Origin of the sequence: Capnocytophaga felis, from assembly GCF_009684755.1 — a bacterium.
Classification (GTDB): domain Bacteria; phylum Bacteroidota; class Bacteroidia; order Flavobacteriales; family Flavobacteriaceae; genus Capnocytophaga; species Capnocytophaga felis.
Map to the genome: position 1 here is coordinate 68306 of NZ_BLBC01000011.1, position 18599 is coordinate 86904.

Annotated in this window: 14 protein-coding genes; 7 read left to right on the forward strand and 7 right to left on the reverse strand. The window is 38.1% G+C overall.

Annotated features, from left to right (window positions below):
• Window positions 1-105 precede the first annotated feature (105 nt).
• Complete coding sequence (locus GN105_RS08860) at window positions 106-2802, forward strand: valine--tRNA ligase (protein ID WP_155285046.1); 2697 nt, start codon at window positions 106-108, stop codon at window positions 2800-2802.
• Between the two features lie 343 nt (window positions 2803-3145).
• Window positions 3146-5455 (forward strand): TonB-dependent receptor, encoded by a 2310-nt coding sequence (locus tag GN105_RS08865; RefSeq protein ID WP_227977352.1) that lies wholly within the window; start codon window positions 3146-3148, stop codon window positions 5453-5455.
• A gap of 211 nt (window positions 5456-5666) precedes the next feature.
• Here the strand turns inward: GN105_RS08865 and GN105_RS08870 are convergent, their stop codons facing one another.
• Window positions 5667-5870 carry a hypothetical protein gene (locus GN105_RS08870; RefSeq protein WP_155285047.1) on the reverse strand — a complete coding sequence of 68 codons (204 nt, stop codon included), beginning with the start codon at window positions 5868-5870 and terminating at the stop codon, window positions 5667-5669.
• Between the two features lie 125 nt (window positions 5871-5995).
• On the opposite strand from GN105_RS08870, the gene GN105_RS08875 reads away from it, so the two are divergent.
• Both GN105_RS08875 and GN105_RS08880 read left to right on the forward strand, forming a co-directional pair.
• Window positions 5996-6715 (forward strand): DUF6261 family protein, encoded by a 720-nt coding sequence (locus GN105_RS08875; RefSeq protein ID WP_155285048.1) that lies wholly within the window; start codon window positions 5996-5998, stop codon window positions 6713-6715.
• Between the two features lie 94 nt (window positions 6716-6809).
• On the forward strand, window positions 6810-7478 hold the full coding sequence (locus GN105_RS08880; protein ID WP_155285049.1) for a uracil-DNA glycosylase family protein: 669 nt from the start codon (window positions 6810-6812) through the stop codon (window positions 7476-7478).
• 17 nt (window positions 7479-7495) lie between these two features.
• Here GN105_RS08880 and smpB read toward each other — a convergent pair whose 3' ends face one another.
• Window positions 7496-7954 (reverse strand): SsrA-binding protein SmpB, encoded by a 459-nt coding sequence (gene smpB / locus GN105_RS08885; RefSeq protein ID WP_173014989.1) that lies wholly within the window; start codon window positions 7952-7954, stop codon window positions 7496-7498.
• A 230-nt stretch (window positions 7955-8184) separates the two neighbouring features.
• Here smpB and GN105_RS08890 point away from each other — a divergent pair, with 230 nt between their 5' ends.
• Both GN105_RS08890 and GN105_RS08895 read left to right on the forward strand, forming a co-directional pair.
• A complete protein-coding gene (locus tag GN105_RS08890; protein WP_155285050.1) occupies window positions 8185-9162 on the forward strand; it encodes a pyruvate dehydrogenase complex E1 component subunit beta in 978 nt (325 codons plus the stop codon).
• 393 nt (window positions 9163-9555) lie between these two features.
• The gene (locus tag GN105_RS08895) at window positions 9556-10170 is read left to right on the forward strand and encodes a 4'-phosphopantetheinyl transferase family protein (protein WP_155285051.1); all 615 of its coding nucleotides are present in this window, start codon (window positions 9556-9558) and stop codon (window positions 10168-10170) included.
• Window positions 10171-10263: 93 nt separating this feature from the next.
• Here the strand turns inward: GN105_RS08895 and gyrB are convergent, their stop codons facing one another.
• From gyrB to GN105_RS08910, 3 genes are all read right to left on the reverse strand, one after another.
• On the reverse strand, window positions 10264-12216 hold the full coding sequence (gyrB, locus tag GN105_RS08900) for a DNA topoisomerase (ATP-hydrolyzing) subunit B (RefSeq protein ID WP_155285052.1): 1953 nt from the start codon (window positions 12214-12216) through the stop codon (window positions 10264-10266).
• A 180-nt stretch (window positions 12217-12396) separates the two neighbouring features.
• Window positions 12397-15243, reverse strand: coding sequence for an aminomethyl-transferring glycine dehydrogenase (gene gcvP / locus GN105_RS08905; protein WP_155285053.1), 2847 nt, complete (start codon window positions 15241-15243; stop codon window positions 12397-12399).
• Between the two features lie 525 nt (window positions 15244-15768).
• Entirely contained in the window at window positions 15769-16317 is a 549-nt protein-coding gene (locus GN105_RS08910) for a hypothetical protein (protein ID WP_155285054.1), read from the reverse strand.
• 379 nt (window positions 16318-16696) lie between these two features.
• Here GN105_RS08910 and GN105_RS08915 point away from each other — a divergent pair, with 379 nt between their 5' ends.
• The gene (locus GN105_RS08915; protein ID WP_155285055.1) at window positions 16697-17425 is read left to right on the forward strand and encodes a DUF6261 family protein; all 729 of its coding nucleotides are present in this window, start codon (window positions 16697-16699) and stop codon (window positions 17423-17425) included.
• A gap of 156 nt (window positions 17426-17581) precedes the next feature.
• Here GN105_RS08915 and GN105_RS08920 read toward each other — a convergent pair whose 3' ends face one another.
• Both GN105_RS08920 and GN105_RS08925 read right to left on the reverse strand, forming a co-directional pair.
• Complete coding sequence (locus GN105_RS08920; protein ID WP_155285056.1) at window positions 17582-17968, reverse strand: pyrophosphohydrolase domain-containing protein; 387 nt, start codon at window positions 17966-17968, stop codon at window positions 17582-17584.
• A 72-nt stretch (window positions 17969-18040) separates the two neighbouring features.
• Window positions 18041-18553 (reverse strand): lipocalin-like domain-containing protein, encoded by a 513-nt coding sequence (locus GN105_RS08925; RefSeq protein ID WP_155285057.1) that lies wholly within the window; start codon window positions 18551-18553, stop codon window positions 18041-18043.
• Between the last annotated feature and the right edge of the window lie 46 nt (window positions 18554-18599).

Sequence of the window (18599 nt, forward strand, 5' to 3'; positions counted from 1 at the left end):
ATATATCAGATAAAAAATCAGGGTGCAAAATTAATTTTTTTCTTCAAAATAAACAAATATCTTATATTTGCACAATAAATTAAGAAACAAAAATCAAGCCAAACTATGGAAATTCCGTCAAAATATTTACCTACTTCGGTAGAAAGCAAGTGGTACGAGTATTGGATGAAATACAATTTCTTCCACTCAACTCCCGATGAAAGAACACCTTACACCATTGTAATCCCCCCGCCAAACGTTACGGGAATTTTGCATATGGGGCATATGCTCAATAACACAATTCAAGATGTACTTATCCGCCGTGCAAGGCTAAAAGGTTTCAATGCTTGTTGGGTGCCGGGTACCGACCACGCTTCTATTGCCACCGAAGCCAAAGTAGTGGCAAAGCTCAAAGAACAAGGCATTGACAAAGCCGACCTTTCCCGTGAAGAATTCTTAAAACACGCGTGGGATTGGACGCACCAATACGGCGGCGTCATCCTTGAGCAACTCAAAAAATTGGGTTGTTCGTGCGATTGGGACAGAACCAAATTTACCCTCGATGAGGATATGTACGCCTCTGTTATTAAGGTATTTGTCGATTTATATAACAAAGGATATATCTACCGCGGATACCGAATGGTCAATTGGGACCCACAAGCGAAAACCACCCTTTCCGATGAAGAAGTAATTTATAAGGAACAAAACGGAAAACTTTTTTACCTTAAATATTATATCGTTGATGAAAACGCTTCAACATCGCAGAACGGAGATTTTTTGATGGTAGCCACCACGCGTCCTGAAACGATTTTCGGCGATGTAGCGGTTTGTATCAACCCCAACGATGAGCGTTACAAACATCTGAAAGGCAAAAAAGTAATCGTGCCGATTGTAAATCGTGTTGTGCCAATTATTGAAGACGAGTATGTGGATATTGAGTTCGGAACGGGTGCTTTGAAAATCACTCCTGCTCACGACAAAAACGACTACGAAATCGGTGAAAAACACAAGTTGGAAATCATTGATGCCTTCACCGATGAGGGAAAACTCAACGCCTACGGATTGCATTATGAGGGGAAAGACCGATTTGCGGTGCGTAAGGAAATCGCCAAAGAATTGGAAGAGAAAAATCTGTTGGAAAAAGTAGAAAATTACCTGAACAAAGTCGGTACTTCGGAGCGTACGGGGGCGGTAATTGAACAACGCCCGCTCGACCAATGGTTTTTAAAGATGGAAGAACTCGTAAAACCTGCCATCAGTAGTGTTTTGGAGAATGAAGAAATCCATTTCTTCCCAAAAAGATATGAAAATACCTATCGCCATTGGATGGAAAACATCCGCGATTGGAATATTTCGCGTCAGCTTTGGTGGGGACAACAAATTCCGGCATACTATATATCCTCCCCCAACCCCTCCGAAGGAGGGGAGTTCCCAAAAGAATTGGAAAGGCAGTTTGTTGTGGCAGAAAATGAGGAAGAAGCACGAAAATTAGCTATTGAAAAGTTCCCGATATTAGCAGAGGTTAAAGGAGGATTTTACCTTCGTCAAGACGAAGACGCTTTGGATACTTGGTTCTCTTCGTGGTTGTGGCCAATGAGCGTTTTCGGTGGCATTTTAAACCCTGATAACGAAGAATACAAATACTATTATCCTACAAACGATTTGGTTACAGGCCCTGATATTATTTTCTTCTGGGTGGCGAGAATGATTATGGCAGGGTACGAATTCAAAGGGAAAAAACCTTTTACCAATGTCTATTTCACGGGGATTGTTCGCGATAAGCAAGGGCGAAAAATGTCCAAATCGCTTGGAAATTCACCCGATGCGTTGAAACTCATTGACGATTTTGGGGCGGACGGCGTTCGTGTGGGGCTTTTATTGTCGTCCGCAGCAGGAAATGACTTACTTTTCGATGAGGCACTTTGTCAGCAAGGTAGCGGATTTGCCAACAAGATTTGGAATGCCTTCCGACTCGTAAAAGGTTGGGAAATTTCGGAAGCTAATCAGTCTGAAAACAAGCGAATTGCCATAGAATGGTACCGAAATAAATTCCAAAAAGTACTTGCCGAAACCGAAGACGATTTTGCAAAATACAGAATCTCCGATGCCTTGATGAAAATCTACAAATTGGTGTGGGACGACTTCTGTTCGTGGCTCTTGGAGATGGTAAAACCTGCTTACGGACAGCCGATTGACCAAAAAACGTTTGCAGAAATTATTGCCATTTTTGAAGATAACCTCAAATTGTTGCATCCGTTTATGCCTTTCATCACGGAGGAAATCTGGCAACATATCACCGAACGAAAACCTCAGGAGGCTCTGGTAGTGGCAAAATATCCTGAAATAACTTCGTTCGATGAGCAGATTTTAGCCGAATTTGATACCGCCGCCGAAGTAATTTCGGGCATCAGAACCGTGCGAAAAGAGAAAAATATTCCGTTTAAGGAGGAAATGCCCCTTTCGGTACTCAACAACGAACAAACGGCAACAACTTTCGATGTGATTATCGCTAAGCTGGGCAACTTGTCCGAACTGAAATATGTTATCCAAAAGGTAGAGGGAGCGATTTCGTTCCGAGTGAAGTCCAACGAGTACTTCATTCCGCTGTCGGGAAGCGTGAATGTGGAAGAGGAAATCAAAAAACTCGAAGAGGAACTCAAATATACGCAAGGCTTTTTGGCTTCGGTGGAGAAAAAACTTTCCAACGAGAAATTTGTCAGCTCCGCCCCCGAAAAAGTGGTGGAGATGGAACGCAAAAAGCAAGCCGATGCACTGGCGAAGATTGAAACCATTCAGGAGAGCCTTAAAAACCTAAGAGGGTAAGGAAAAAAGAAAAGTGTAAAGGATAAAGTTAAAAGAAAGGGCGTATCGCATACGCTCTTTTTTTATAGCCTATGCGTAAGAGCGTAAAGATTTTTCGACTGTTATGTGAAAAATTATATATAAGCAAAAAATATTTTGCCCCTACATTAAAAACATATGTTTTAGATGAATTGCGATGTACCCTTGTATTAAAAACAAATATCCTTGCCAAAAAACCACCATCAAAAGAACCTAAACCACAATGTTTTAAGCTTCTATTTAAAAAAAGTCTAAATAAATTTTATGTTTTCTATGGAAAGTAATACTTTTGCCCCGTCAAAACTTTTAATGTAAACAATTACTTATGAATCGTAAATCAATTAGCACAAAAATACTACTTGGTATTCTTACAGCAAGTAGTTTCATAATGGGGTTTGCCTCGACAGGGAATCGCTTATCTGTTGCAAACAAAATGAATATCCGCATACAATCTGATGAAATTCGCGTTAACGGTAAGGTAACCGATGAAAACGGAAATCCGATGGTGGGTGTTGCCGTGATACTCAAAGGAAAGACTCATAAAGGCACACAAACTGACTTGCAAGGGCATTTTTCTATTGAAATACCCGCTGAATCTGTATTAATTTTTAAATATTTAGGATATAAAACCCGTGAAATTTCAGTGCAGAGGCAAGAAAGCATTTCCGTTACGATGATGCCTAACACGGAAGAGCTTGACGAGGTAACCATCACCTCTACTGGTGCTAAGCGAGAAGTGAAAAACTTTGCCGGAACGGTCAATATTGTTTCTTCCTCTCAAATTAAAGAACTTGCTCTGCCTACCGTTGGCGATGCCATTCGTCTTATTCCCGGAGCTAATTATACCGATGAAGACGGACGCGGATTGCGCCCCGGCATCGGGCTTCGCGGGCTGGAACCCAACCGAAACGGCAATACCCTTGTAGTTATCGACGGAAAAATACCCATTGGGCAAAGTTATTCCGATATGGCTGGATATTATATGATGCCCATCGGAGCTATTGAAAGCGTTGAAGTTATCAAAGGAGCTTCACCCGCACTTTATGGAAGCGGAAGCATCGGCGGGGTAGTCAATATCATTACCAAAAAAGGAAGCCTTACCCCATATACCAATCTTTCACTTCGATATGGAAGTCACAACCAATTAAATTTAGGCATAGAAACCTCAGGTACTAATGCCAACGGAAATTTTAACTATTATGTGGGGCTACATCGCCGGCAAGGTGATGGATTTAGAAGTTCACGCAGTAAGTTTTACACCAATGACCTCACACTTAACTTAGGTGGAAAACTCTCTGAAAAAGATGAACTTACTTTCTTCTTTAATGCCTTTGAAGAAGACTCGCAAACCCCTGGTGGTCTCTCACAAGCACAATGGGATGCCGACCCTACACAATCGGTAAATCCGCACGATTTTATGCAAATAATGCGATTCAGCGGTTCAGTTTCATACAAAAGAAGTTTAAATGAAACAAATAGCCTTACCACAGCACTTTACGGTGGATACTTCAAACGTGACTGGTGGTTTGATAATCGCAATGCAGATGCTTCAAAACGTGTTTTTCAGGGAGTGCTTCGCGATGTCCCCGTTATTGGGCTTTTCTCTGATTATGAACGAACAAATTCCTTATTCGGAAAGAAAAACAAATTGCTGGTCGGTATTCGCTTGCACGGTGATATGACAATGAATAATACTGTAAATATTAAAGACCCAGCTCTATTTGGAACAAAAGGCGGAAGCACTGCCTCAAACATCACCAACTCAATCAATGTGATGGAAGCCTACGTCTTTGACGAATTTCACATCTCTGACAAATTTTACATCAATCCGGCTTTGCGGTACACCCAAGCTGGCTATTCGCAAAAGAATTACGTAAACGGAAATTGGACAGATAATAAAAAAGAAAACGCTTTCATTTACTCACTTGGCTTATTCTACAAGTTTTCAGACAAGTACCGAATCTATGCCGTTTATTCCAAAGGATACCAAATGCCCCGTTATCGCGATGCACTTGAAACCAAAGGTGATTTAGATACTGAAAAATCGAATAATTATGAAATTGGCGTTCGGATACAACCCGCACATTGGTTTGAGATGGAAGCCACAGCTTACTTACTGAATTTCAATAATAAAATTTTTAGAGAAGGCGGACTTTTAAACAACGGAGGAAAAACCTTGCATCGTGGTATTGAACTTAACGGAAGTCTCTACCCGATTGAAGGATTAAAACTCTATGCAAGCGGAGCCATTCAACGAGCCACCATCGAAGAAGGGGAAAATAAAGGCAATCGTGTGCCATATGCACCTCGGTACGTGGCGATGGCAGGTGTGAAATATCAATTCCCATTGGGTAACGGAACGTTAGTAACCAATGCGTACGCTAATTTTATTAGCACGCAATTCTCTGATGCTAAAAATACAGAAATTGCTTCGGCAAATGGCAATGTGGGAAGTATTCCACGTTATCAAGTCTTCAACGCCACGCTAAACTATCAATTAAACAATTGGAATTTTAACCTCAACGGACTGAATTTATTTGACCACAAGTACTTTACCTTCCGTCACGCTTCGTGGGGAGGCATTATGCCTGCTGCAACCCGAAGCATCTCAGCAGGAGTTGGTTACAAATTTTAATAAAACAATATAACTATTTCTTCTTACCTAAAAAGAAAAATCAAAAAGGCAGCAAACAGGTATTTGCTGCCTTTTTTTGAGTCAAAATAAAATACCTGCTGGCATATCCTCTTTGGCTTAGTGTCAAAAAAGAAAAATCCATTATGGGAGAAAGGTGTTTTTTCAATCATTATATAATGATATACTATTTCAGGAAAATTGTAATTTGCCCCTACATCAGCAACAACAGTTTTAAATATGCAGTCAAATGCCCAAAGTGAGAAAACAAGCGTTCTGAAGCTTTGGGCAATTGCCTAAAGCCAAAAAACACGCGTAAGAAGGTTTGGGGCAAATGCTCAAAAGCAGAAAACAAGTGTTCTGAAGCTTTGGACAATTGCCTAAAGCCAAAAAACACACGTCTCCAAGCCTTGGGCATTTGCATTAAGTGTTATTTATCAAAGAACAATGACACACAAAAAACTTCCTGAAACAAGTTAATAAGTGAAATTATTTCTTACCTTTGTAAAAAATAAATTATTAACTTTAACACATTTACGCGCTATGAAGAGATTACATTCACACGTTCGCACCACCGAAATCGATGATGTTTCCGAACGACTTTTGGTGCTGTACCGAAAAGAAACTGCCTTGCAAGAAGAGGCTTTTCTGAAAGCTACTTTTACCGAAATCGAAACGCTTTCACAACAAATTACCGAAGCCATCAAACGCGACATAGCGTTCTCCAAACAGGAAGATGCCGACCTGCACAGAGATAATTTGGTGCGTTCGCTCAACACGGCATTGCTCGGTTATCGCGTCTTGCCTGTGGCTCAGCTGAAAGAAAATGCCGAAAAGCTCTATGCTGTTTTCTCCAAATATGGGGTGAAAATCACGAAAGAGGCGTACGCTATTGAGTCATCGCTCATTGAATCATTGTTGCAGGATTTGTCTGCCCCCGAATTGGAGCAGGCAATCACGTCGCTTCAGGGTATAAAAGAAATCATTTCGCAACTTCGTACCGCACAAACTTCCTTTACTCAAATCCGTGCCGAGTATGAAAAAACACTTTCGGAACAGAAAGACGCCCCTTCTGCCTCATCGCTGAAAAGACCATTGCTCAATGCCATCAACGGGAAGCTCATTCCGTATCTTATCGCAATGAAAATCGCCAATCCTGCCCAATATAGTTCGCTTGCCAATGCGGTGGCTCAAGCCATTGATGCTACCAACATTGCCATAAAACGCAGAAACAATAATAAAAACCAAACGCCTAACGAATAATTTACAAAATCACGTAGGGGCAAAACATTTTTTGACTAAAATAAACATCGAATACTAAAGGACGGAATATTTTTCGCCCCTACAATTTAAAAAAATGTCTGAAAAATTCCTTCACGCACATCCGTATCCACCGTTTATTCCTGAGGGAACTACCAAACTGATTGTAGGTACGTTGCCTCCACCTCGTTTTTCGGGATACGGACTTCTAAAACCCGATGATGTGGATTTTTGCTACGGAAGCAGAGACGGGCAGTTGTGGAAAATTTTGGGAATTATCTTTCAAACCGATTTTCTTTTTGAAAATACGCAAGAAGCTGTACATCAACGTAAAAAATTTCTTTCGGAAAATAAAATCGGGATTTGTGATATTATAGAAAGTTGTCGAAGAACCAAGATTGATGCTTCTGATTTGGGAATGCAAGATGTTGTTCTGAGGGATTTTTTCAGATATTTGGAAGCTTTTCCGTCGATAGAAATGCTTCTTTTCACGGGCGGAAGTAGTCAAAACTCGCCTGAATATTTCTTCCGTAAATACCTAAAATGCAAAGGCATAACGATGAAATTACTCTCGGAGGAAACTCCTCGCATTCACGAATTTTCTTTTCACAAACGGATTATAAAAACTGTATCGCTCACCGCTCCGTCGGGGTCGGCAAACAGAGCTGTGGGGAGCATTCCGTTATATAAAAAGTTAAAAAAACAACACCCAAATTTCTCTACAATCGACTTTCGGGTGATGCAGTACGAGGCTTTTTTCAAGTAAGAAAAAGAAAAACGAGATTATCGCATTTTCTTGATTCTGTCCAAATTACGTTTATTGTCTCGTTCCTTGATGGTTTCGCGTTTGTCGTATAGTTTTTTACCTCTTACCAAAGCTATTTCCACCTTTGCCAAGCCTTTTTCATTGATGAAAAGCCGTAGCGGAACTATCGTTAATCCCGTAGTTTTTACCTCTTTATGAAGTTTTTTAAGTTCTCGCTTTTGAAGCAAAAGTTTGCGTTCGCTTTTGGGTTTGTGATTGTAATGAGTGCCGTGAGCGTATTCTTCAATATTCATATTGATGACAAATAGCTCGCCCTTTTCATTGAACTCACAGAAACTTTCCGCAATTGAGGCTTTTCCCAACCGTATGGATTTAATTTCTGTTCCAACAAGCACAATCCCAGCAAGATACTTATCCAATATCTCGTATTCAAACTTAGCTCTTTTATTAAGGATATTAATGTTTTTCTGCATCATAGGGCAAAAGTAATGAAAAGGGCGAACAATGAAAAATGAAAACTCAAAAAATTAAATTTCGTAAAAAATTAAATCTTTACAAAAGAAAACAAACTACTGTTTTTCAATATCATAAAAGATAAAACATAAATATATTTTGATTATATTCCTCAAAAAAATATGAAATTCAATAATTATATGTATTTTTGTGATTTAATTTTACATACGATATAAAAATATATTCATAAGAAATGAGAACGATACAATTCAGAGAAGCTATCTGCGAGGCTATGAGCGAGGAAATGCGTCGCGATGAATCAATTTACCTAATGGGAGAAGAAGTTGCCGAATACAACGGAGCCTACAAAGCCTCCAAAGGTATGTTAGATGAATTTGGACCTAAACGTGTGATTGACACCCCTATCGCTGAGTTGGGCTTTGCAGGAATTTCGGTTGGTGCCGCAATGAACGGAAATCGCCCAATTGTTGAATTTATGACATTCAACTTTTCTTTGGTTGGGATTGACCAAATTATCAATAATGCAGCCAAAATTCGTCAAATGTCAGGTGGACAAATCAACATCCCGATTGTTTTCCGTGGTCCTACTGCTTCTGCAGGGCAATTGGCAGCTACACACTCTCAAGCTTTCGAAAATTGGTTTGCAAACTGTCCCGGACTTAAAGTAGTTGTTCCTTCAAATCCGTACGACGCTAAAGGTTTATTAAAATCGGCAATTCGTGATAACGACCCTGTTATTTTTATGGAATCTGAGCAAATGTATGGCGATAAAGGAGAAGTTCCTGAAGGAGAATACACTTTGCCATTAGGGGTTGCTGACGTAAAACGCGAAGGAAAAGACGTTACTATCGTTTCTTTCGGAAAAATCATCAAAGAAGCGTTCTCTGCCGCTGAAGCTTTGGCTAAAGAAGGAATTGAATGTGAAATCATCGATTTGCGTACTGTTCGCCCAATGGATACCAAAACTATCTTCGAATCTGTTAAGAAAACAAATCGTTTGGTTATTTTAGAAGAAGCTTGGCCTTTTGCAAGTGTTTCTTCAGAGATTACGTACCAAGTTCAAGAAAATATTTTTGACTACTTAGATGCTCCAATTCAGCGAATTACAACAGCTGACGTTCCTGCTCCTTACTCTCCTGCTTTGTTAGAAGAATGGTTGCCTAACGCTAACGATGTGGTTAAAGCAGTGAAAAAAGTGATGTACAAGTAATATAAACTTATTAAAGTAACTAAATATCTTAAAATCTTTGTAAGAAAAACACCATTCTTACAAAGATTTTTTTGATTTCTTTTCTTTTGACAGAAAAAATCTTCTTCCATAAATCATAAAAATTTCTATCATTTGTGTTAATTTTCACTTCAAAACTTAGGCTTTCCGCTCTACCTGCAATCCACAAAAATTAACTATTTTTAACCTCATTAACAAGTCTATTTTATTAAAAACAAATAATTCTTAGCCTTTTTAACCTTGTATCTTAACAATATTATTTTGTTAATTTTTATCTTTTCAATATGATTTCACAAAGTAGAAATGATAATATGCTATTGTTTTCAACAAAAAAATTGAGTAATTTTGCGTCCGTTAAAAAAGAGATGATTAATTATGCCGTTATTTGAGACTATTAATGTAGATGAGAAAACTCGTCTTTATGTTTGGAAAGTGACAGAGTCGCTTAGTGATTTAATCGAAAGGGCTGATTTGACGGGGATTCATCAAGTGAGATACGATTCCATCAAATTTGAAACAGGGAAGAAGAATTTCTTAGTTGTTCGTGAAATTTTAAGCTCTTTAGGATACACACCAGAAGATTTATTCTATGATGAAAAAGGAAAACCTTTCTTGAAAGACGGAAAAAATATTTCTATCAGTCATTCATTTGATATGGTTGCTCTTATCATTGGAGAACGCCAAGTTGGGGTGGACATTGAAAAAAAGAGAGAGAAAATCATCAATGTTGCGGATAAATTCACGCAATGGAATTACCGTAATGCATCATTTTCTGCTCACAATGTTCTTCAAAAACTAACTATGATTTGGTCTGCTAAAGAAGCTGGTTACAAAATGCACGGAAAACCCGGAATTACAGCAAATCACATTTTAGTTAAGGACTTCTTTCCAAATGACACTAAAACAAAAATCAAAATTGAAGATTCTGTTTACAACGTTTCATTTTTGAACGTTCAGGAAGAATTTGTTTTAGCGTACTGTTTAACTTAAAAGAGAGGGCTTAAAAAGCTCTCTCTTTTTTTATTTATAACCTTCTTAATAAGAGAAAACCCCACTATATAGTGGGGTTTATATTTTAAGCTATTATGCATCAATTTTTGCATATTTAGCATTTTTTTCAATAAATTCTCTTCGTGGTGGAACTTCATCTCCCATCAACATTGAAAATATTCTATCAGCTTCACTGGCATTTTCAATGGTTACCTGACGAAGTGTGCGATGTTCAGGATTCATTGTAGTTTCCCAAAGCTGGTCGGCATTCATCTCTCCCAAACCTTTATAACGCTGAACATTTGTTCCTCCGCCAAATTCCTCGCTTAGTTTATCACGCTGTTTATCATTCCACGCATATTCTTTTCTATTTCCTTTCTTCACCAAATAAAGCGGTGGCGTTGCAATATAAACGTATCCATTTTCTATCAATTCACGCATATAACGGAAGAAGAAAGTCAGAATTAGCGTCGTGATATGCGAACCATCAACATCGGCATCACACATAATCACAACTTTATGATAACGTAATTTCTCCAAATTCAAGGCTTTTATCTCAGGGTCATAATAAACCCCTAAAGCACTATAAATATTATTAATCTCTTCGTTATCAAGAACTTTAACAAAAGTTGTTTTTTCAACATTCAAAATCTTACCTTTAAGCGGAAGAATTGCCTGATAGTTTTTATCACGTCCGCTTTTTGCAGTTCCGCCCGCAGAGTCTCCCTCCACAAGGAACAATTCGCATTTTTCAGGGTCTTGCTCTGAACAATCCGAAAGTTTTCCCGGTAACCCGCCACTGCTCATCACCGTTTTGCGTTGTACCATTTCACGAGCTTTCTTCGCAGCCTGACGGGCTTGTGCAGCCAAAATAACCTTTTCTACAATAGTTTTCGCGTCATTGGGGTTTTCCTCCAAATAAGCTTCAAGCATATCCGCCACAGCCTGCGAAACAGCCGCCGTAACCTCTCGGTTACCAAGTTTTGTTTTGGTTTGTCCTTCAAACTGAGGTTCAGCTACTTTCACGGAAATAATCGCTGTAAGTCCCTCGCGGAAATCATCACCAACTATCTCAATCGGATTCTTTTTATCTTTACTGGCTTTTTCCAATAATCCTGACTTATCGGCATATGATTTCAAAGTTCTTGTAAGTCCCATACGGAAACCTTGCAAATGCGTTCCTCCTTCCGAAGTGTTGATATTATTCACATACGAATACAAATTCTCGTTGTATGAATCATTATAAATCATTGCTACTTCCACAGGAATTCCCGCTTTCTCACCTTCCATAGAGATTACGTGAGAAATGATTGAAGGTCTGCTTGCATCCAAATACTTAACAAATTCCGTAAGCCCATTTTCTGAATAAAATTTTTCACAAATGTACTCGCCTTTTTCATCTTTATTACGTAAATCTGTTAACGTGATGGTTATTCCTTTATTCAAAAAAGCTAATTCACGAATACGTGCAGCTAAAGTATCATATTTATATTCAGTAGTTTGCTGAAATATTTCTTCATCCGGATGGAAAGTAACCGTAGTTCCTCTCTTATCAGTATCTCCAATTTGCTTTACCGGATATAAAGCCTTCCCTCGTTGATATTCTTGCTGATACACCTTTCCTTCACGACAAACAGTCGCCGTTAGATGTTGTGAAAGTGCGTTCACACACGATACTCCCACTCCGTGCAATCCTCCCGAAACTTTATAAGAACCTTTATCAAATTTACCTCCAGCTCCTATTTTAGTCATAACTACCTCTAAAGCTGAAACTCCTTCTTTTTTGTGAATATCTACTGGAATTCCACGTCCATTATCTTCAACTGTAATTGAATTATCTGCATTAATGGTTACGGAAATAGTGTCACAATACCCAGCTAACGCCTCATCAATGGAATTATCCAACACCTCATACACCAAGTGATGCAAACCACGTGGTCCCACATCTCCAATGTACATTGACGGACGCATCCGCACGTGTTCCATTCCTTCTAATGATTGAATATTATCCGCTGAATATTGATTTTTGTTTAACTCTTCACTCATAATTTTTCCTTATGCTGTTCTAAAAAATAATAGTTTACAAAGATACAACTTTTCTCTGAACTACAAAGCCACAAATATCAAAAAAACCAATCAATATACACAAAATAAAATCTCTCAGCATAAAAAAGATATTTACTTTTAGCTGAGAGATTTCTGTAATGTATGAGATTTTTCTAACTTTTACATATAACTTTCAATGGGTGCACAAGAGCAAATTAGGTTTCGGTCACCGTGAGCATCGTTTACCCTACGGACAGTTGGCCAAAATTTATTTTCAGCGATAGATTCTAACGGAAAAGCTGCCTTTTGTCGGCTATATGGCAAGTTCCACGTATCGGCAGTGAGCATCGCTTGGGTATGCGGAGCCTCTTTCAGCACGTTAGTTTCATCAGTTGGTGTGGCTTCCTCAATTTCTCTACGGATAGAAATCATCGCATCAATGAACAAATCCAATTGAGCTTTACTCTCACTTTCAGTAGGTTCCACCATCAGCGTTCCTGCCACCGGGAAAGAAAGCGTTGGTGCGTGGAAGCCGTAGTCCATCAAACGTTTGGCAATATCGATAGCCTCAATCCCATTTTGTTTAAACGGACGGCAATCCAATATCATTTCGTGAGCAGCTCTGCCTTGTTCTCCCGTATAAAGAATTTCGTAATGTTTTTTCAAACTTTCTTTCAGATAGTTTGCGTTCAAAATGGCAAATCTCGTTGCATTTGTTAAGCCTTCGCTTCCTAACATTTTGATGTATGCATAAGAAATTAAGCAGACATACGCACTTCCGAAAGGAGCCGAAGAAATCGCCGTAATGGCTTCGCTTCCGCCTGTGGCTACAATCGGGTTAGTTGGCAGGAACGGAGCCAAATGCTTGGCAACGCAGATAGGTCCCACACCCGGTCCGCCTCCTCCGTGCGGAATGGCAAAGGTTTTGTGCAAGTTTAAGTGGCAAACGTCCGCCCCAATAGTTCCCGGATTGGTAAGCCCCACCTGAGCGTTCATATTTGCCCCATCCATATATACTTGTCCGCCGTTTTTATGGATAATATCAATAATTTCAACGATAGACGACTCAAACACACCGTGCGTTGATGGATAAGTAATCATCACCGCAGCCAAGTTATCTTTATGTTTTTCAGCTTTTTCCTTCAAGTCTGCAACGTCGATGTTTCCTTTTTCGTCCGTTTTGGTAACCACCACTTGCATTCCTGCCATTGCAGCCGAAGCCGGATTCGTTCCGTGAGCCGATGAAGGAATCAAGCAAATATTCCGATGACCTTCGCCGTTAGAAATATGATACTGACGGATAACCATCAAGCCGGCATACTCTCCGTTAGCTCCCGAATTAGGTTGAAGCGATGTGGCTGCAAATCCGGTAATTACAGAAAGTGATTTTTCAAGTTCGGTAAGCATTTGGTGATAGCCTTCTGCTTGATTTTTAGGTACAAACGGGTGAATATTTGCCCACTGAGCCATACTCAAAGGAAGCATTTCGGTTGCGGCGTTGAGTTTCATCGTACAAGAACCGAGCGAAATCATCGAGTGATTCAAAGAAAGGTCTTTTCTTTCTAACTTCTTGATATAACGCATCATATCTGTTTCGCTGTGATACGAATTGAACACCGGAGCAGTTAAAAATTCGGTTTGACGACGCAATTCTGCCGGAATAGCGTTCTTTTCTTCCAAAGAAATTAAAACCACTTTTTGCTTACCTGCCACCTCAGCAAATATTGCTAAAATAGCATTAACCTCCTCTACCCCAACGGTTTCGTTAAGTGAAATATTCACCGTTTCCGCATTCGGATAATAGAAATTAATTTTGTTTGCTTCGGCTACTGCTTTGATTTTCTCAGCATTTGCCTTTACTGAAAGCGTATCGAAGAAATTTTTATTATTTATTTGGAAACCTAATTTTTCCAAATTATTTTTCAAAGTTACAGTTGCATTATGTACTTTACCGGCGATAAATTCCAAACCTTTTGGTCCGTGATAAACGGCGTACATTCCCGCCATTACTGCCAGCAGCACCTGAGCCGTACAGATGTTGGACGTTGCTTTATCGCGTTTGATGTGTTGTTCACGGGTTTGAAGTGCCATTCGTAAAGCCGGATTTCCGTCCGCATCAATAGTTACCCCGATAATACGCCCCGGAATGGAACGTTTGTACTCATCGCGTGTGGCAAAATAACCAGCGTGCGGACCTCCGTAGCCCAACGGAATACCAAAACGTTGCGAAGTTCCCACCACCACATCGGCACCGAATTTTGCAGGAGCTTCCAACAGAACCAAACTCAACAAATCAGCTGCCACAACCACTTTTATATCCAAATCGTGAGCTTTGGCTACAAAATCGGCGTAATTGTGAACCTCCCCGTCCGTTCCCGAAGGATATTGAACGATAGCCCCAAAATAGCTTTCGTCTAAATTGATAGTCTGGTGATTACCAACCACTAACTCAATACCGAAGGGAGTGGCTCGGGTTTGTAATACGGAAAGCGTTTGTGGCAGAATGGTTTCAGAAACAAAGAATTTATTAACGTTATTTTTTTTCTGTTCGCGAGAGCGTAAATCAAGTAGCATTGCCATAGCTTCGGCAGCGGCAGTTCCTTCATCTAAAAGAGAAGCGTTGGCAATTTCCATTCCTGTAAGGTCGAGGATAACGGTTTGATAATTAAGGAGAGCTTCCAATCGCCCTTGTGCAATTTCAGCCTGATATGGCGTGTAGGCTGTGTACCAACCCGGATTCTCAAAAATGTTTCGTTTGATTACCGAAGGCGTAATTGCTTCATTGTACCCCAACCCGATGTAAGATTTGAAAACTTTATTCTTAGCTGCCAATTCGCCTACGTGTTGCAGGAATTGATATTCGCTAATGCCTTTTGGCAAATTTAGGGGCGATTGCAGACGAATATGTTTAGGAATGGTTTGGTCAATTAATTGGTCTAAACTATCAGCACCAATTACGCTGAGCATCTGCGGAACGTCATTTTGAGCAATCCCGATATGACGCAGTTCAAATTTTTCTGTATTCATAATTGTATGTAAATCAATTTTGATTATTAAATGTACAAATTTAGAATTAAATTTGAAAAATAGCAAGTTTTTTCCGTCGGATTTCGGAATTTTCAAGAAAAAATACACACCAGATTAAGGATAAATTTCCGTGAGTGAAACCACACTCAGGCAACCATTATGCCAAGACAAATTTTATTGGAAGTTAAAGCCGATATGAATATACATTTATCCAAAAAAATCTGTTTGTGAAATAAAAAACAATATAACTTTTACAAACACAAAGAATATATACAATTTTTACTTTAAAAAATTTACAAATACATATTTATACACATAAAAAATAAACAGAAACAAATTTTTATCGATTAAAATAATTTTCTGACTATTAGAAAATATAAAATATACTCAAAACATAGTTTTCTAACTTTCAGAAAATAATAAAAGCAGTTATATTATGTATTAAAAACAAAAAAACTTTATCAAAGCAATAACCTTGATAAAGTTTTTTATTATAGAAATAAAGAATTTACTTCCGAGCTAAAATTAAAATAGTATATATTCAATTTTTAAGCCTAATGTCGGAGCTATAGGGCTGTAATAATTATTACTATCTGTTCTTACATCCGATTTTCTGTAATAATGTCCCAAACCTACGTGAAAACTGAAAAGTAAATTTTTAGCAATTTCGGTTTGTATCCCCCAATGTAACTCATTTATCATTGTTACAGCGTTTAAAGCATCATTGCCGTATAAAATTTTGTTTTGTATTCCAACAAAATTACCCCTGTTATAGGAAATATCTTTCCCTTTTCGCACTCGGTTATCTCTGTTGTAATAACGTCTTAGCCCAATTTTGGTATAAGGTGTGTATTCTCCGAAATTTACTCCCATTGAAAGCCCGTAGTCCTTTATATTTGCAGCTCCCATTCCTGCAGAAAACTCTGCTAAAATATTGGTAGAAACAGGTAATTCATATGATGCTCCCAAAGAAAGAATAGAAGCCTCTATACCAAACTGTTTCTTCAACTCAGTTGATTGACTATGCCCCAAAAACGGCAAACAAAAAATGATAGTGTAAAATATTTTCTTCATTATATTTTGAATTTATTTTAAAAATCTAATTCTTACTTCTTTCCGAATGTTAGGAAACTTTCACTTGCTCCTCCAAACAGCCTTTTTTCATCTTTAAAATACATCAAATTTTCAGGGGCAAAAATAGAATAAATTTTCATATAACAAACTTATATTTAATTTTAACATTTGCATAAAAAAATTATCATATTAATAGTAATTCCATAAACATTAATCTTAAAAATAAGGAATAAATCATCTTTAGGCAGTAAAATTTTTAATTTTTCAGTATAAATACAAAAATAGACTTCGAAAAATACTTTATAATGTATTCATTTATTTGCTTTTTCAAAAAAAATATCATACATTGCACACGTAAATCTTATAAAAATATGTAATTATGATTCCGAAAACAAATTTAGCCCAATTGCGTCTGATGGATTTCTTTCAAGTAGCCAGCAACATTGCCCATTATGCACGCAAAGAAAATTTAGAAACACTGAAATTAGCAGCTTCTTTCACAGATTATGAAACCGCTTTGGACAATCTGGATAAAGCCCTTAAAAGAGATTCTACCAAATTTGAGACTCAGAAACTCAATAAGATTAGTGGCAAACGCAGAAAAACCATTTCGGCTCTAACCACCGCAGTACGTGCTTTTTGTCATTCTCCTGAAGAAGGACAGGCTCAAAAAGCTCAAAAACTTCTTTCTGTAATTGAAAAATACGGCAAAAAAATCAGCGGATTGCCTTTAAGAGAGGAAACCGCTGCCATTACCAATCTGTTACAAGATTTTAAAACACCCGAAATCAAGGCTTTAATTGATTCGATAGGGCTGTCTTTATGGGTTACCTCGTTAGAAACCTATAATACAGAGTTTGATACACTCTATAAGGAACGTTCGATAGAACAGGCAAGCCACACAATGGGACTTACCAAAGACGCACGCGAAAAAATGCAGAAAACGCTCAACAATTTTGCCAAAACAATGAATTCATTGGCTTTCTTGGAAGGTGAAACACCTTACAAAAATTTAGCCGACTGTATTAACAACGAAATTAACAAAGCCCTCAGTGAAGTAAAACGCCGAAAAAACTCGGGTAAGGACAAAGATAATTCAGCAGAATAGTAACTCGGTAACAAGAGACTATATTTCAGACTCTTTAATACAAAGAACACTGTTGTAATTCACGATTATAACAGTGTTCTTTTTACATTTAGCTGTTATTTATATTCTTTTTTTTGCATAAAAAAGAATACTATTGCTCTTTTTCTTTCTGTTTTGCTATTTTTTTAGAATCTTTGCAATATCGGGCGGGAAATAATTTGCTCCTTTCATTACCTTTCCGTCCTCACGGTAGATAGGTTTTCCGTTTTCATCAAGTTTACTCATATTGCTGCGATGAATTTCGTTGAAAACTTCTTCTATTTTATGTTGCATTCCGTGTTCGATAATTGTTCCGCAGAGGATGTACAACATATCGCCCAAAGCATCGGCTACCTCTACCATATTTTTACTTTTAACAGCTTCCAGATACTCTTCATTTTCTTCCGCCATTAAGCGAAAACGTAAATTTGTTGTTTCTTCTTTTAAATTGATGGTCGGTTCCTGGCTCATTCCCAATCCGAAAGCCTTATGAAACTCAGCTACTGATTTTAATTTATTTTGCATTTTAATTGTTTTTTCTTTTTATAAAATGAAAAAACACCTGCAAAAAGCAAGTGTTTTTATTTTTATTATTAATTAATTTTGTCGTTTTTTGTATGTGCTTACAAGCTTTCTGTTTCCTATGACAAAAGTTAGCGTTAAAGTTTCGTCATTAAAAACGAAAGGAATTTCAGCTACAAGCCCTTCATCACTCTTTCCGAATATTTTGTTATCCGAAACTGTGTATGTCCAATCTATTGGCTTTTCGGTACAAACACCCGCAACTGACATACTGATATGCGTTTTAAGTGTAGTTTCCTGAAAAACAGCGTAACTTTTCTTTTCACAATCAGTAAGAACACGTTCCCTACCATTGATATTCATCGACATTATTTCCCACGTACCTACAAAAGGATTTTGTTTGGGAGTTTCATTTTGCTCATTCTCTTTCGTATCAGAACTATCAACCGTAGGAGCTTCATTTTGCTTATCTCCTTTCGTGTCAGAAATATCAACTGATGGTTTATCAACTTCATTTACATCATCTTTCCCGCAAGAAATCACTGACAAACTAAAAGCAAGCACTACAAATGCTAAGATTTTTTTCATAATATTTAATTCTGTAAAATTCGGGTGCAAAGGAACGAAATATTCG

What these genes read in the sequence shown, in the direction of transcription:
- GN105_RS08860 (WP_155285046.1), top strand. Translation starts at nt 106, where the DNA reads ATGGAAATTCCGTCAAAATATTTACCTACTTCGGTAGAAAGCAAGTGG.
- GN105_RS08865 (WP_227977352.1), top strand. Translation starts at nt 3,146, where the DNA reads ATGAATCGTAAATCAATTAGCACAAAAATACTACTTGGTATTCTTACA.
- GN105_RS08870 (WP_155285047.1), bottom strand. Translation starts at nt 5,870, where the DNA reads ATGCCCAAGGCTTGGAGACGTGTGTTTTTTGGCTTTAGGCAATTGTCC.
- GN105_RS08875 (WP_155285048.1), top strand. Translation starts at nt 5,996, where the DNA reads ATGAAGAGATTACATTCACACGTTCGCACCACCGAAATCGATGATGTT.
- GN105_RS08880 (WP_155285049.1), top strand. Translation starts at nt 6,810, where the DNA reads ATGTCTGAAAAATTCCTTCACGCACATCCGTATCCACCGTTTATTCCT.
- smpB (WP_173014989.1), bottom strand. Translation starts at nt 7,954, where the DNA reads ATGATGCAGAAAAACATTAATATCCTTAATAAAAGAGCTAAGTTTGAA.
- GN105_RS08890 (WP_155285050.1), top strand. Translation starts at nt 8,185, where the DNA reads ATGAGAACGATACAATTCAGAGAAGCTATCTGCGAGGCTATGAGCGAG.
- GN105_RS08895 (WP_155285051.1), top strand. Translation starts at nt 9,556, where the DNA reads ATGCCGTTATTTGAGACTATTAATGTAGATGAGAAAACTCGTCTTTAT.
- gyrB (WP_155285052.1), bottom strand. Translation starts at nt 12,216, where the DNA reads ATGAGTGAAGAGTTAAACAAAAATCAATATTCAGCGGATAATATTCAA.
- gcvP (WP_155285053.1), bottom strand. Translation starts at nt 15,243, where the DNA reads ATGAATACAGAAAAATTTGAACTGCGTCATATCGGGATTGCTCAAAAT.
- GN105_RS08910 (WP_155285054.1), bottom strand. Translation starts at nt 16,317, where the DNA reads ATGAAGAAAATATTTTACACTATCATTTTTTGTTTGCCGTTTTTGGGG.
- GN105_RS08915 (WP_155285055.1), top strand. Translation starts at nt 16,697, where the DNA reads ATGATTCCGAAAACAAATTTAGCCCAATTGCGTCTGATGGATTTCTTT.
- GN105_RS08920 (WP_155285056.1), bottom strand. Translation starts at nt 17,968, where the DNA reads ATGCAAAATAAATTAAAATCAGTAGCTGAGTTTCATAAGGCTTTCGGA.
- GN105_RS08925 (WP_155285057.1), bottom strand. Translation starts at nt 18,553, where the DNA reads ATGAAAAAAATCTTAGCATTTGTAGTGCTTGCTTTTAGTTTGTCAGTG.